Consider the following 14,538-nt stretch of genomic DNA (forward strand, 5'->3'; position numbering starts at 1 on the left):
GGGTGTACCCTATGAAGGGCACAATGGTACCATTGCAGGAAAGTAAACGGATCGTAAGCATCGATGTTTTACGTGGATTGGCCATTTTAGGCATTTTTTTAGTGAATATGCCTTCTTTCCACTCTCCGCTCTTATACATAGATGGTGCCGGGCAGTGGTCCGAGGGATGGGACAGGATTTTGTACAGATTCAGTGATATTGTCGCACAGGCCAGCTTTTATCCGTTATTCGCCTTTCTGTTCGGTTTTGGGGCAATCATACTAGCTGTAAGGACTGAAGAAAAGGGTATTTCATTTCCTTCACTATATATGAAAAGGCTAAGTTTCCTGCTGATACTTGGGTGCATTCATGCTTTTTTCATCTGGCATGGGGACATCCTCATTAATTATGCTGTATTTGGGTTTGCATTTTTATTTTTTTATAAAATGAAGGGCAGGAATTTAATTCTGCTAGGCTCGGTTTGTTATGTCCTGCCTTTTGCGATATTGGGTTCGCTATTTCTTATATTGGGCATTTTTGATAGGGAAGGGATGGCAATAACGACTGATACGGCGATGATGAAACAGTCTTTGGAAGTCTATCAATCTGGTACATTTATGGACATAATGAGTCAAAGGGCACAGGATTGGTATATGGTGAACAACCCTTTTAATGCCATTATCCTTTTTTTATCGATTTTTCCGTTTTTTTTAATTGGAGCAGGCGTTGCAAAACAAGGCATTCTACAAAATCCAACCAAATATAAACGGCAATTGAAAATGATTTCGATTGTAAGCTTGCTATTGGGCATGTCAATTAAGATTCTGCCGTATGTGACGGTTTACCATTTTGGTACGATATTCGTGCAGGATTATTTGGGAGGGCCGTTACTTACGACTTTTTATATCACGGCAATCGCGCTCTTGGCGGAACAGGCAGGGGCTTTCCGCCTCTTACATCCGCTTTCGTATATCGGAAGGATGTCGATGAGCAATTACTTGTTCCAATCGATGGTATGTACGGCCATTTTTTATTCCTATGGCCTTGGATTATATGGATCAGTCTCTTATACGACAGGATTTGTTTTCTTAATGGCCCTGTTTTGCCTGCAAATTCTGCTTTCCTTATTGTGGATGGGGCTGTTTAAATACGGACCGGTTGAATATATATGGCGTTTGGTTACATATGGTAAAAAGCCGGTTATGCGCAGGTAGGGACCTATTAAGAATAAATGTAAATGATGTTCATTAAATTGTTGGTTTTATGCATTCAGGTAGATCCTTAGTTTTGTTTTTTTGTAAAAGCCTATGATATGATGAAATGGAAACTGAACGAGGGGGCAAAACAATGACTACACATATGCATATTACGGCTTGGGTTATCGGAATCATTCTTTTCTTTGTCACATATTCGATGCTTAAAGGTGGAAATCCGAAAGCGAAAATGCTACATATGATAACACGGTTGTTCTATCTATTGATTTTCCTGACTGGCGGTATGCTGATCACTGATTTTGGTGCTTACGCAGTAAAAATGATTGTTGGAATCATCGTGATTGCGGCGATGGAGATGGTGCTGGTCCGTACGAAAAAAGGGAAAAGCACGAGTGCCATGTGGATATTGTTCATCGTAGCGCTTGTATTCGTCCTTTATTTAGGGCTTTCGCTGCCACAAGGAATGGACTTTTTTTAATACAGAATTGAAGACGGGTAAATGAGGAAATCTCATTACCCGTCTTCTTTTGCCCATTATTGTGAATTCACTTTCTCAATGACGATCCTTTTTCCAGTGTTCAGGGTGAATTCAAAACGATCGTGATCCTTTTTCCCATAAGAAAAGTGGTGCTGAACGAGACATATTTGGCTCTCGTTATCAAAGGTGAAGAAATTAACGCCTGACTGGTTAGGGACGGCCCTTAAAAAGGTGAGCTGGTTATAACTATATATACAATCATAAATAGAAAAATCAAGTGAATTCAAAGTCGTTACAAATTGGAAAAAGGAATCATCGTTCAATTCTTCCAATAAACGTTCAAAAGAGTAGAGCAGCTTTTTGCGTATCCGAATTGGCTCATTTTCCCTTAAGAAGGTGATTTCCCGGTGAAGCAGGATTTTTCCCTCTTCTTCAACTACTCCTTGCTGCCAGCGCCCACCCCTGTACACTTCAATGATGCTATCAACGTGGTCTTCAATGGAGCAGGCCTCATCTGTTTCATCATCGAAAAAAATCCATTGTTGATTGATATTTTCCACTGTTCCTTCGGTAAAAGCTCTTGTTTGCCTGTTCATTAACTTGATTCGTTGTTGCTGACTCATACATATACCTCCAATAGTGGAATCCTCACCTACTTTTTAGTCAAAATCCAATGAAAATATAACTGTATATTTTAAAATATTATGGACAAATAACCATCTTTCCGTCTTTGCATAGGCTATGTTTAAACACGGGATGCTTTGCTCAACAATTCATTAACGACGCCGGGCGATGTGGGCAGGGTAGTCCTACGGAATTGCTGATCGATACTTAGGGACTGTAAATCTTTTTTTAGATAGGGAGCCAATATATTTTTGATAGTCCGGATAGAAAGGATGAAGTGTAAAATGTGTGGGATAACAGGCTGGGTGCATTTTCAAAAAGATTTACGGACGAAAACGAAAACATTGGAAAACATGACAAAAACGTTGGCAAAGCGGGGGCCAGACGAAGAAAATGTTTGGAGCGAAGCCCATGTTGCCTTTGGTCATAAACGGTTAACGGTTGTCGATGCGGAAGGCGGAAAACAGCCGATGACGAAAAATCACGAAAACGGCAGATATACACTTTGTTATAATGGTGAGCTATATAACACCGAGGATATTCGTAAACAGCTATTATTAAAAGGATATTCCTTTAACGGTCATTCTGATACAGAAGTTTTACTAACTTCTTATATAGAATGGAAAGAAAAATGCATTGACTTGTTCAATGGGATTTTTGCATTTGCGATTTGGGATGAAAAGGAACAGAAATTATTCGTTGGAAGAGATCGCATGGGGGTAAAACCATTCTTTTACGCGGAAAGGGACGGCGGGTTCATTTTCGGATCGGAACTAAAGGCGATCCTGGCCCATCCGGATGTTAAAACGGAGATTGACCGCGAAGGGTTGTCTGAAGTTTTTGGTGTTGGTCCATCCCGAAAGCCAGGTTCAGGGGTATTTCATAATATCCAGGAATTAAGGCCTGCCCATGCGCTTACCTTATCAAGGAAAGGCCTCCGGATTTGGAGATATTGGAATGTGAAAAGCGAAGAACATCGGGATACTCTTGATGAGACGGCCGAGAAGGTTCGCTTCCTTGTCGAAGATGCAGTCACACGGCAACTTGTATCAGATGTTCCGCTTTGTACCTTCTTATCGGGAGGGCTTGACTCAAGCGCGATAACAGCCATTGCGGCAAACGCCTATCAAAAAGAAGGAAAAGGCCAGCTTCATACGTATTCCATCGATTATGAAGATAATGAGCGCTATTTTAAGGCAAATGATTTTCAGCCTAACTCTGATGGGTATTGGATAAAAAAGATGTCGGATACCTTTAACACGGTTCACCATTCATCGATCATCACTCAAGAGCAGTTGACGGATTATTTAACGGAAGCTGTCCTTGTAAGGGACCTCCCAGGCATGGCGGATGTCGATTCTTCTTTACTTTGGTTTTGTAAGGAAATCAAGCGGGATTTTGTCGTAGGCCTATCCGGCGAATGTGCGGACGAAATTTTTGGCGGTTATCCTTGGTTCCATCGTGAGGATGATTTGAATCGTGCTGGTTTCCCATGGATGAGATCGACCGGGGAGCGGGTATCTTTATTAAAGACGGAATGGCGCGAGAAATTGAAGCTGGAGGAGTATGCGCAGGAAGCTTATTTGACCACCCTTGCCGAAACGCCTAAATTGGAAGGGGAAAGCGGTGTGGCAGCAAAGCGGAGAGAGCTTTTCTATATGAACTTATTATGGTTCATGACGACGCTCCTTGACCGGAAGGACCGGATGAGTATGGGTGCAAGTCTAGAGGTGCGCGTGCCATTTGCCGACCATCGCCTTGTTGAATATGCATGGAACATTCCTTGGGAAATGAAAATGGAAGGCAACCGTGAAAAGGGTATTCTAAGGAAAGCGTTGGAGGGGCTGTTACCTGATGAGGTATTGTATCGTAAAAAAAGTCCATATCCAAAAACCCATAACCCTATATATACAGACCGTGTGCAGGCGTGGTTGAAAGACTTACTTACGGATAAAAATTCGGTCCTGCATGAGTTTTTCGATAAAAAGAAGCTAACCGATATAGTAGATTCCAAGGGTGCCGCTTTTAAAGTGCCGTGGTTCGGGCAATTGATGTCTGGTCCACAGTTGCTCGCTCACTTGGCACAAACCCATGTATGGTTCAAAGAATATGATATCCAAATAATCGATTGAAAAAAACGGGGCGAATGATTTTCATTGCCCCGTTTTCATTGCCTCAATGATTGAATGCGAGAATTTTATATTGATAACCACCCAATTCAAATTTACTTTCCTGGGTGGTTTCTTTTGTTCTTAAATCGGTTAGTGTACGTCCTTTCAAATCAAAAGGGAGGGTAAAGGATTGCTGGACATCCGTCGGATTGATGAGGATCACGACAGAACGTTCCCCATTATACTTTTGGTAGGCCACGATATTTTCGTTTCCGGCAGTATCAAGGAATTTGAACTTTCCGTCATTGGCGAGTAATCGTTCTTCTTTTCGCAAGAGGATCAATGCCTTAATTTCATTGAAAAGCTCGGTATTTTGTTTTTCTTCTTCCCAGACCATGCATTTTCGGCACCCTGGATCCATGCCTCCGGTTAAGCCGATTTCATCTCCATAGTATATACAAGGGCTGCCACTGAATGTCAGCAGGATTGCGTGGATGAGCTTGGCCCGAGCTAGATCTTCCCCGCAATCCGTGAAAATCCGCGGTGTATCATGGCTTCCAAGAAGATTGAATGTCACGTCAAAAACATTGGTAGGATAACTGTGATAGATGGCTGTCATTTGTTCTGTGAACTCGCGTGCATTGATGGTTTGTGAAGCGACCAAGCGAAAAACTTGGTTGGTAAACGGGTAATTCATGACTGCATCGAACTGATCGCCGCGAAGCCAGGGCATCGAGTCATGCCAAATTTCCCCAAGAATATAAAGGTCAGGCTTTATATTTTTCACCGTTGTTCGAAATTCACGCCAGAATGGCTGATCGACTTCATTTGCCACATCGAGCCTCCAGGCGTCTATATCGAACTCCTTGATCCAATAAGCCGAGACCTCAAGCAGATATTCTTTCACCTTCGGATTCGCAGTATTCAATTTTGGCATCGATTCAAAAAAACCGAATGTTTCATAATTGGGCCTTTCCCCTCCCTTAAGCGGAAAGCTGTGTGGGTGGAACCAATCCTTATATTTCGATTTCTCCCCTTTTTCGAGTAAATCCTGAAAAGGGGGGAAGTAGTAGCCGCTATGGTTAAAAACGGCGTCCAGCATGACCCGGATATTCCGTTTATGGCATTCGGCTATTAGTGTTTTCAATGTTTCCTTCGTTCCGAATTGCGGATCGATACTCCGATAATCAATCGTATCGTATTTATGATTGGAGTAGGCATGGAAGATTGGCGTGAAATAGATTCCGTTGATGCCGAGATTCTCGAGGTAATCCAAATGTTCAATGATTCCTTCGAAGTCCCCGCCAAAAAAATTATCCACGGCCGGATCTTCACTTCCCCAAGGTATCACGTCTTCCGGATCATTGTCGGGGTTTCCGTTCGCGAATCGTTCAGGAAAAATTTGATACCAAACTGTATCTTTGACCCATTTCGGTGCCCCGAAAACTTCATTTTGATGTAGATAGGGAATCGCGAAATAGCTTCCTGGATCTCGGGGGGCTTCATTAAAGAAGCCCTTTTCCGTGTAAATGGCACTTTCATCTCCTGAGGATACCTTGAACCCATATCGAATTCTTCGGTAGGGAGGCTTCACATAGATATGCCAATAATCATAACGGTCATCGCTGCCTGATAAACTCATGGGAAGTTCTTCGTACTGCCACTGACCATCTTTATCGGAAATGTATGGATCCCCAAAAATCAATCCAGCTGAGGAGATATCTTGTTTTTTCGTACGTAGGCGGATATGTAGGGTTTCAGTGTTGATGGTATAGCCGTAATTGTCATTAGGTCTATGGTGTATGGATGAAAATTCCATTACAAAACCACTCCAATTCTATAGGTATTTGGGGAGGTGAAAAAGGAAACTTCCGGCTGTTTTATGAGGGGGGCACCATGAAGTTGCACTAAGCCAGGTAAAGTGTTTTTTCAATATGGTTATATACCCGATTTCAATTGAAAGAAGCACTTATTATCTAAAAAATAACAAAAAGTGTACATCACTACAAGTAAATAAATACACCAAGGAAAAATGTTGTAAAAACCAAAGCCGTTCATATAATGATAACAATAGCTTTGGTATCGTTTTCATTAAGTGGCTTTGTTTGAATGAATGAACTGAAAAATCAGTATTATTTGGTGCTTTTGGACATGATAGAATAAACATTTTAAAAAGGAGAATGAAAGTGAAGAAGCTGATTTTTCATTTGTTCATGTCCATGTTTTTAATCTTAAGTGTAAGTGCTTGTGGTACCAGTTCAAATTTGGAAAATGAAGTAGTGAAAGAAAAGAAGAAAAAAGAAGACGAAGCCAGCAATGAAGCGAAGCCGGAAAAATTGATCATTTGGGAGGAAAAAGGTAAAGCGGAGGCCCTAAAGCCGGTGATTGAAGCTTTTGAAAAAGAATATGGAATCAAAGTTGAGCATAAAGAGCTTGAAATAGCTACCGAGATGTATGAGCGGCTTCGAAGTGATGGGCCAATCGGAAACGGAAAGGCCCCGGATGTCGTAACTTTTTCACATGAAAAAGTCGGGCAAATCGTGAAGGAAGGCTTAATTCAGGAAGTGAAGGTGAAAGATGAGGTATTGAATGCCTTCATTGAGCCTTCAATTAGTGGGGAGATGTATCAAGATAAGGTGTTTGGATTGCCAAAATCCGTAAACACATCCGTTTTCATTTATAATAAAAAATTGATGGCTAAGGCTCCGGAGACGATGGATGATCTTTATAAAATGGCGAAGGAATTAAGAAAGGGTAACGTGCATGGTTACTATGCCAAATGGAATGATTTCCATGATTCGTATGGAGTGATCGCTGGAATGGGAGGTTATATATTCAAAGATAAGAATGGAAAACTGGACCCTTCCCACATTGGTTTGAATAATAAGGGTGCCACAAAAGGGGCTGCTTACATCCAAAAATGGTATAAGGCGGGTTTGATTCCTAAAGGCGACAAAGCAGCGATCGAGAAGTTGTTCATACAAGGGAATTTGGCTTCTATCATGAGTGGTGACTCATTAACAGAGGAAAAGGATACAGGAATTGCCCCCATGCCCGAATTGCCCAATGGCCAGCCAATGAAAACGTTGATGGAAATCAAAGGCTGGCATGTAACAGCATTCACTAAACATCCTTATTGGTCTACCAAGTTAGTTGAATATTTGACAAATGATGATAATGCAATGCAGCGTTATGATTTAACAGGGGAAATCCCTCCTAATAAATCAATCAAACACAATGCCGAAATCAATGAAAATGAAAGGGCACAAGCCATAAGCATACAATTACAATACGCTGAACCAGTGCCGAATATACCGGAAATGAATAGAGTATGGGGACCGATGAATGCAGCCATGGATGAAATAAGCACTCAAAAAGCAAATCCAAAAAGGGCCTTGGATAAAGCGGTTAAGACGATAAAAAAAGAACGTTAATAATGTTCTTCCTTTTCCGATTCAGTAACTATAACCAGTTTCACCAATTTGTCCCTTTAGTGTAAAGTTTTTTATAAATTGGATTTGACGTTAAAGGGCCAAAAGGCTAATCTTAAAGGCGTAAAGAGATAGCTAGGAGGAGAGCGGATATGAGAAAAAGAGTGTTATCACTCGCTTTAATTCCGTTGCTTCTTTTTTACGCCATTCCAGTAGGAGCAGCTGAAAAAGAACAACGAACTTGGAAGGATGAAATCGTATATTCATTATTGGTCGACAGATTTTTCGATGGGAATATTCAAAATAATGGAGATGCGAACGTGAATGACCCTTCCGCGTTTAATGGTGGGGATTTCGAAGGTGTCACGAAGAAACTGAATTATTTAAAAGATATGGGTTATACCGCTATCATCCTTTCACCGATTTTCGCTAATGATGAAAATGGCTATCATGGCGATTGGGTGGCAGATTTCTATAAAACGGATAAACATTATGGGACATTGAAAGAGTTTAAAAAACTCGTGAATGAGGCACATAAACGCGATATGAAGGTGATCATTGATTTTCAAGCAAATAATGTGGGTCCTGACTCCACGTGGCTGACCGATCCAAAAAAACAGGATTGGTTCCATGAAGAAAAAAAGATTTCCCAGGACAGTAGCCAAAAGGATTTGGAAACAGGCTGGGTTGATGATCTTCCCGATTTGAATCAAGATAATGAGGAAACAAGGGAATATTTACTTGATGCTGCCAAATGGTGGATAACGGAAACCGATATTGATGGTTACCGTATAAATAAAGTCCAATACGTAGCAAAAGATTTTTGGAAGGAATTTGTGGATGCAGTCAAATCTGAAAAATCAAATTTCTACACAATCGGCGATGTACAAGGTGATGCCGATCTGATATCAAGCTACAAGAAGACGGGTATCGATGCTTTTATGGCTTATCCAATAAATGCTGAGCTAAGGGAAGCATTTGCTGCACCCGATAAAGAATTGAAACCTGTTTTTAATGCGTTTGAGAAAAGCGAAGGTGAATTAGGGGGCGATGCCCAGCAGGCATTATTCATGGATACACAGGGGATGCCCCGTTTTACAAAGGATGCAGCCGACCATAACGAAAATCCAGGTTCCAGATGGAGAATGGCGCTGTCGTATCTATATACGATGCCAGGGGTGCCAATCGTATTTTATGGATCGGAAATTGCCTTAAATGGGGATATTGCCCCGGATAATCACAAGTTGATGAATTTTAAGACAGAACAGGAATTGGTGGAATATATAACAAAGCTTTCTGATCTCAGAGACATGTACCCAGCGTTGGTAAAGGGGGATATGGAGCTTCTATATGAAAAAGGTGGAGCTTCGGTATTCAAGCGTGTATATGGTGATGAAACGATTGTCGTCGCCATGAACAATACGACTGAAACTCAAACGATAAACCTTACTGATAAGGAGCTTGAAAGTAATAAAGAGTTGAGAGGTATGCTGAATGGGGATCTGGTCCGCAGTAAGGACAACAGTTACTCTATCGTAATCGACAGGGAGACGACAGAAGTCTACACGCTGTCACCTAAATCGATTATTAATATTCCTTACCTGTTAGTCATAGGATTGGTTCTTCTTATTTTTGGTATATTCATTGCTTTGGTTATTAAGCGTTCAAAACGGAACCAACCAAAATAATCATATACCTCTCGATTGTCGGTAGCCGCCAAACATTGTCCCTAAGGCTTTGTGGAAAACAGGATCGGGAGGTTACAGCATGAATAAGACCTGGTGGAAAGAAGCGGTCTGCTATCAAATATACCCGCGCAGTTTCATGGATAGTAATGGTGATGGAGTCGGTGATATAAAAGGTTTGATTTCAAAGCTTGACTATCTGCAGGAATTAGGGATTGATGTTATTTGGATTTGTCCGTTTTATAAATCGCCCAATGCGGATAATGGCTATGATATTAGTGATTATCAAGCAGTTTCCGATGAATTCGGTTCAATCGAAGATATTGATCTGTTATTGAAAGATGTTCACGGACGTGGGATGAAGGTGATACTCGATCTTGTTTTGAATCATACAAGTGACGAGCACCCCTGGTTCGTAGAGTCACGTTCGTCCCGCAATAATCCGAAACGGGATTGGTATATATGGAGGGATGGGCAGGACGGTCGTGAGCCTAATAATTGGGAAAGCATCTTTTCCGGAAGTGCCTGGAAATTCGATGAAAGGACCAATCAATACTATTTACATTTATTTGCCGAAAAGCAGCCAGACTTAAACTGGAAAAATACTGATGTACGAAAGGCATTATATGAAATGGTCAATTGGTGGCTCGATAAAGGAATCGATGGCTTCCGGATTGATGCCATCACGCATATTCATAAGCGTGATGGCCTTCCGGATATGCCCAATCCTTATTGGCATCAGTACGTACCTGCGTTTGAAATGCACACCAATCAGGACGGGATTCTGGATTACCTTCAGGAATTGAAAGAAGAGACTTTCTCTAAGTATGATATCATGACGGTCGGTGAGGCCAATGGTGTCAGGATTGAGCAGGCGGAAGAATGGGTCGGGGAATCGAATGGTAAGTTCAATATGATATTTCAATTTGAACATCTTGGACTTTGGAATAGGGGACAGAATCAAGATGTTGATGTTCTGGGATTAAAGCGCACAATGACCAAATGGCAAAAGGGGCTGAAAAACAAAGGATGGAATGCTTTGTTTTTTGAAAACCATGACCAGCCAAGAAGTGTATCCACCTGGGGAAATGATCATCAATACTGGTTGGAAAGCGCAAAAATGATTGGGGCTCTATACTTTTTCATGCAAGGCACACCTTTTATTTATCAAGGTCAGGAAATTGGCATGACGAATGTCCAATTTGATTCGATTGATGATTATGATGATGTAGGAATGAAAAATTTTTATCGGATAGAGACCTCCAAAGGTCGCCCGCATGATGAAATCATGAACATTATCTGGCATAGCGGCCGTGATAATTCACGAACACCGATGCAATGGAATGATTTCGAAAATGGCGGTTTCACGCACGGAACACCCTGGATGAGGGTTAATCCCAATTATCGCGCCATTAATGTAGAACAGCAGATAAATGACCCGTCATCCATTTATCATTTTTATAAAAAGATGATTGATCTTCGAAAAAAACATCAGGTGCTTGTTTATGGGGAATATGAATTATTATGGGAAGATCATCCTGAACTTTATATTTATACAAGAAATATGAATGATAATTCAGTCATGGTAGTTTGTAATTTTAGTATGAATCACCACCAAATCGACCTCTCTTACTGGGGGGGAATGGAACTTTTGCTAGCTAATTATGAGGATTGCCCTGAGGTGTCCCTTATTGATTTACGTCCATATGAAACGAGGGTTTATCGTTATTAATTTGAAAATCACTTCTATGGACTTGATTGGAAATTAGCTTAAAACCTATGTAGTTAGTCGTCTGACTTCTGGATCGCCAATAGACATGCCATTTTTTTAGAAGCTGATCATACATCAGCTTCTTTTTGAATTTTAAAACAGAGATGAAAAAAACGGAAAAGTAAGTATTTTCTGAAAAATTGAACAAACATAAAAAAAAGTATGGATATAACTATTGAACTGAGTGTATTATGAATACATACAAAATGTATAAATATAAAACGAATATTAAAGAAGTGTTTATTGGTATTCACCTTGCATTAAATGAAGTCAATAAAGGCTAAGAAGGGAGAGGGGAAATGCATGGCCATAACAATAAAAGATGTGGCACAGTTAGCGAATGTTGCTCCTTCAACAGTTTCTCGAGTGATTGCAAACAATCCTCGGATAAGTGAAAAAACAAAGGTACGGGTACGTAAGGCGATGAGTAAATTAGGATACCATCCAAACTTCATTGCCCGTAGTCTTGCCAATCAATCGACCAGGATCATAGGCTTGGTAATGCCAAGTTCGTCAAATGATTATTATCAAAATCCGTTTTTTCCGACGATCCTTCAGGGTCTAAGTGAGGGAGCTCAGGAAAATCATTATTCCCTGTTGCTAAGCACGGGAAAAACAGAAGATGAAATCTACGAAGGAGTAGTGAATATGGTGCAGGGGGGGATGGTTGATGGAATAATCCTGATGTATTCAAGGATGAACGATCACATTCTGACCTATTTGAGAGCAAGGGCTTTTCCATTTGTGATCATTGGGAAACCCTATGATTTTATTGAGGAGATAACATATGTTGATAATGATAATGTCTTGGCTGCCGAACAGGCAACGGATTACCTCATACAGCTAGGACATGAAAGGATTGGATTCATCGGAGGAGACGTAACCCTTGTGATGACCCTTGATCGCTTGTCAGGATACGAACGGGCATTGAAGAGGGCTGGAATCGATCGAAGGGGGGAATATACCCTGCATGAAGATTTTTTGCATGAAGGGGGACAAGCAGCTGCCAAAAGGTTACTATCCATCGATGAGCCACCAACCGCTTTGTTGGTCAGTGATGATCTTATGGCACTTGGCATCGTGCATTCACTTCGCGAGATGGGCGTGCGCACTCCTGAAGAAATTTCAATCGTCAGCTTCAATAACGTTCTTTTCTCTGAACTGTCATTACCAGCCCTGACTTCCGTAGATATCAATATTTTTGATTTGGGATATCAGGCCGCTAAGGGCATCATTCAAATGCTGCAGACTGGGGATGCTCCTGCTGGGACCATCATTCCACATCATTTCGTGGAAAGGCATTCCTGCAGATCGATCAAGCAAGGTGCAATGGCCATGACTTATTGAACGAAAAGGGCATTGCATAAAAGCAATGCTTTTTTTCCTAGAAATGTACACTGAAACTTTTGAATGCATGTATACCGCTTCCATGTCTGACCAAATTATTCTCTTTAAGGTATTGAATGGCTTCAAGGACTTCCTCAAAGATCCTTGGTTCGAGGCCGAGTTGGTTGTGTCCGCCATAAATTTTGGATACTGCCTTGATTTTTGCGATTTTTTCTAATGAATTCACAAGGTCTTCAGGGCTTGTCGAGGGATAAAATGCATAAACTGGAGTATCTGAATAAAGCAGGTCGCCAGTAAATAAATAACCTTTTTCATTATCCAAAATTGAGATGTGGCCAGGTGAATGCCCAGGTGTGTGATAAATGCCTAAACTGCGGTTCCCAATATCAATCGTGTCCCCATCCGCTAAGAGCCTATCAGGTGACCCCTGGTATGGCTTGTATGTATAAGGATCGAATGATTCGGGTATGGGGACAGTGATATCCCGGGCCATGTTCTTTCTTATTTGTTCCAAGGACAAACCTTCAATGCCGTTAATCAACCAATAGGCATCATCACCATGAACATAAATTGTATCATAATCCCCATGACTGCCAATATGATCCGCATGAACGTGTGTCGTCAGGACGATAATCGGAAGATCGGTAAGCTGGTCTGTAATCCGCTTAATCGAACAGATACCTAATCCTGTATCGATTAACGCAGCTCGGGTCTCCCCAAGTAATAAAAAGGAATGAACTTTCTCCCAATGACCATATTCACTGATTGCAAACGTTTCTGAGTCCAATTCCTGAACGGTGAACCATGGATCTACAATATTTTTCAAAAATGACTCCACTCCTTCCCATTCATACATTCCGCTTTAACCGGAAATATCCTGCTTGAAAGAGTAAAAGCAGTGGATTTTTGAAATCCACTGCTTTTGAAAGGGTAAGGCTTATCCGTTTACCACGGTGCCGCCGTTTACGTGGATGACTTGTCCGCTGACATAGGATGAATCATCACTTGCCAAATATACATAAGCTGGTGCTAATTCCTCTGGCTGCCCTGCGCGGCCCATTGGAGTATCCTGTCCGAATTTGGCGACATCCTCTTCTCCGAATGAGGCAGGAATCAGCGGTGTCCAGATCGGACCTGGGGCAACGCCGTTCACTCTGATGCCATCTTTTGAAATGGAGTTCGACAGGGCCCTTGTAAATGCCAGTATTGCACCTTTTGTTGAAGAGTAATCGATTAGTTTTGGGTTGCCTTGATAGGCTGTGATAGAGGTTGTATTAATGATGCTGCTACCTTTTTTTAGGTGCTTCAATGCAGCTTTAGTTAAGTGGAACATCGAGAAAATATTCGTGCGGAACGTTTTTTCCAATTGTTCAGCTGAAATGTCAAGGATACTTGTCTGCACATGCTGTTCACCGGCGTTGTTGACTAGAATGTCCAAACCGCCAAATTCTTCAACCGTTTTTTTGACGACATCCTGGCAGAAGGCTTCATCACCGATATCTCCGGAAATGAGTAAACATTTCTGGCCTTCCTTTTCAATCAATTCTTTTGTCGCTTTGGCATCCTCGTGTTCATCCAAGTATGCAACTGTCACATTCGCTCCTTCTTTGGCGTAATAAATGGCAACCGATTTACCGATTCCGCTGTCTCCTCCTGTTATGATTGCCGTTTTACCTTTTAGTTTGCCGCTTCCTTTGTAGGCAGCTTTAACTGAATCGGGGTTCGGTTCCATTTTTGTTTCCAATCCAGGTTGATGCTGTTGATGTTGAGGTGGAAATCCTTGTTTGTTCTGATTTTGGTTTTGGGTAGTCAAGATTAAAACGCCTCCTGTTTAATTTATCTATGCTTTTTCTATTCCTTTTTTTAGTAAAAAGAAAACGTGGAAAAAACAACCAAAT

General features: G+C 41.3%; 11 protein-coding genes. 7 read left to right on the forward strand and 4 right to left on the reverse strand.

The features are described 5' to 3' along the window. Positions 1-11 precede the first annotated feature (11 nt). Positions 12-1,193, forward strand: coding sequence for a DUF418 domain-containing protein (locus QNH43_RS05975; RefSeq protein WP_283917152.1), 1,182 nt, complete (start codon positions 12-14; stop codon positions 1,191-1,193). Positions 1,194-1,326: 133 nt separating this feature from the next. Beyond that, positions 1,327-1,671 (forward strand): YisL family protein, encoded by a 345-nt coding sequence (locus tag QNH43_RS05980; protein ID WP_230303885.1) that lies wholly within the window; start codon positions 1,327-1,329, stop codon positions 1,669-1,671. Positions 1,672-1,727: 56 nt separating this feature from the next. Here QNH43_RS05980 and QNH43_RS05985 read toward each other — a convergent pair whose 3' ends face one another. After that, a complete protein-coding gene (locus QNH43_RS05985) occupies positions 1,728-2,294 on the reverse strand; it encodes a DUF2777 domain-containing protein (RefSeq protein WP_076367203.1) in 567 nt (188 codons plus the stop codon). A gap of 285 nt (positions 2,295-2,579) precedes the next feature. On the opposite strand from QNH43_RS05985, the gene asnB reads away from it, so the two are divergent. Then, a complete protein-coding gene (gene asnB, locus QNH43_RS05990; protein WP_283917153.1) occupies positions 2,580-4,427 on the forward strand; it encodes an asparagine synthase (glutamine-hydrolyzing) in 1,848 nt (615 codons plus the stop codon). Positions 4,428-4,470: 43 nt separating this feature from the next. Here asnB and QNH43_RS05995 read toward each other — a convergent pair whose 3' ends face one another. Continuing rightward, positions 4,471-6,225 carry a glycoside hydrolase family 13 protein gene (locus QNH43_RS05995; RefSeq protein WP_283917154.1) on the reverse strand — a complete coding sequence of 585 codons (1,755 nt, stop codon included), beginning with the start codon at positions 6,223-6,225 and terminating at the stop codon, positions 4,471-4,473. Positions 6,226-6,592: 367 nt separating this feature from the next. Between QNH43_RS05995 and QNH43_RS06000 the strand changes: the two genes are divergently transcribed. The 4 genes from QNH43_RS06000 (at position 6,593) to QNH43_RS06015 (ending at position 12,640) form a co-directional block, all read left to right on the forward strand. Next, positions 6,593-7,840, forward strand: coding sequence for an extracellular solute-binding protein (locus QNH43_RS06000; RefSeq protein ID WP_434060155.1), 1,248 nt, complete (start codon positions 6,593-6,595; stop codon positions 7,838-7,840). A 149-nt stretch (positions 7,841-7,989) separates the two neighbouring features. Further along, positions 7,990-9,525 carry an alpha-amylase family glycosyl hydrolase gene (locus tag QNH43_RS06005; protein ID WP_283917156.1) on the forward strand — a complete coding sequence of 512 codons (1,536 nt, stop codon included), beginning with the start codon at positions 7,990-7,992 and terminating at the stop codon, positions 9,523-9,525. A 79-nt stretch (positions 9,526-9,604) separates the two neighbouring features. Further along, on the forward strand, positions 9,605-11,254 hold the full coding sequence (locus QNH43_RS06010) for a glycoside hydrolase family 13 protein (RefSeq protein WP_283917157.1): 1,650 nt from the start codon (positions 9,605-9,607) through the stop codon (positions 11,252-11,254). Positions 11,255-11,596: 342 nt separating this feature from the next. Next, positions 11,597-12,640 carry a LacI family DNA-binding transcriptional regulator gene (locus tag QNH43_RS06015; protein WP_283917158.1) on the forward strand — a complete coding sequence of 348 codons (1,044 nt, stop codon included), beginning with the start codon at positions 11,597-11,599 and terminating at the stop codon, positions 12,638-12,640. Positions 12,641-12,677: 37 nt separating this feature from the next. Here the strand turns inward: QNH43_RS06015 and QNH43_RS06020 are convergent, their stop codons facing one another. After that, a complete protein-coding gene (locus QNH43_RS06020; RefSeq protein WP_434060156.1) occupies positions 12,678-13,466 on the reverse strand; it encodes an MBL fold metallo-hydrolase in 789 nt (262 codons plus the stop codon). A gap of 111 nt (positions 13,467-13,577) precedes the next feature. Beyond that, on the reverse strand, positions 13,578-14,453 hold the full coding sequence (locus QNH43_RS06025) for an SDR family oxidoreductase (protein WP_283917160.1): 876 nt from the start codon (positions 14,451-14,453) through the stop codon (positions 13,578-13,580). Positions 14,454-14,538: the final 85 nt, after the last annotated feature.

Origin of the sequence: Peribacillus simplex (genome assembly GCF_030123325.1) — a bacterium.
Taxonomy (GTDB): domain Bacteria; phylum Bacillota; class Bacilli; order Bacillales; family DSM-1321; genus Peribacillus; species Peribacillus simplex_D.

What these genes read in the sequence shown, in the direction of transcription:
- QNH43_RS05975 (WP_283917152.1), top strand. Translation starts at nt 12, where the DNA reads ATGAAGGGCACAATGGTACCATTGCAGGAAAGTAAACGGATCGTAAGC.
- QNH43_RS05980 (WP_230303885.1), top strand. Translation starts at nt 1,327, where the DNA reads ATGACTACACATATGCATATTACGGCTTGGGTTATCGGAATCATTCTT.
- QNH43_RS05985 (WP_076367203.1), bottom strand. Translation starts at nt 2,294, where the DNA reads ATGAGTCAGCAACAACGAATCAAGTTAATGAACAGGCAAACAAGAGCT.
- asnB (WP_283917153.1), top strand. Translation starts at nt 2,580, where the DNA reads ATGTGTGGGATAACAGGCTGGGTGCATTTTCAAAAAGATTTACGGACG.
- QNH43_RS05995 (WP_283917154.1), bottom strand. Translation starts at nt 6,225, where the DNA reads ATGGAATTTTCATCCATACACCATAGACCTAATGACAATTACGGCTAT.
- QNH43_RS06005 (WP_283917156.1), top strand. Translation starts at nt 7,990, where the DNA reads ATGAGAAAAAGAGTGTTATCACTCGCTTTAATTCCGTTGCTTCTTTTT.
- QNH43_RS06010 (WP_283917157.1), top strand. Translation starts at nt 9,605, where the DNA reads ATGAATAAGACCTGGTGGAAAGAAGCGGTCTGCTATCAAATATACCCG.
- QNH43_RS06015 (WP_283917158.1), top strand. Translation starts at nt 11,597, where the DNA reads ATGGCCATAACAATAAAAGATGTGGCACAGTTAGCGAATGTTGCTCCT.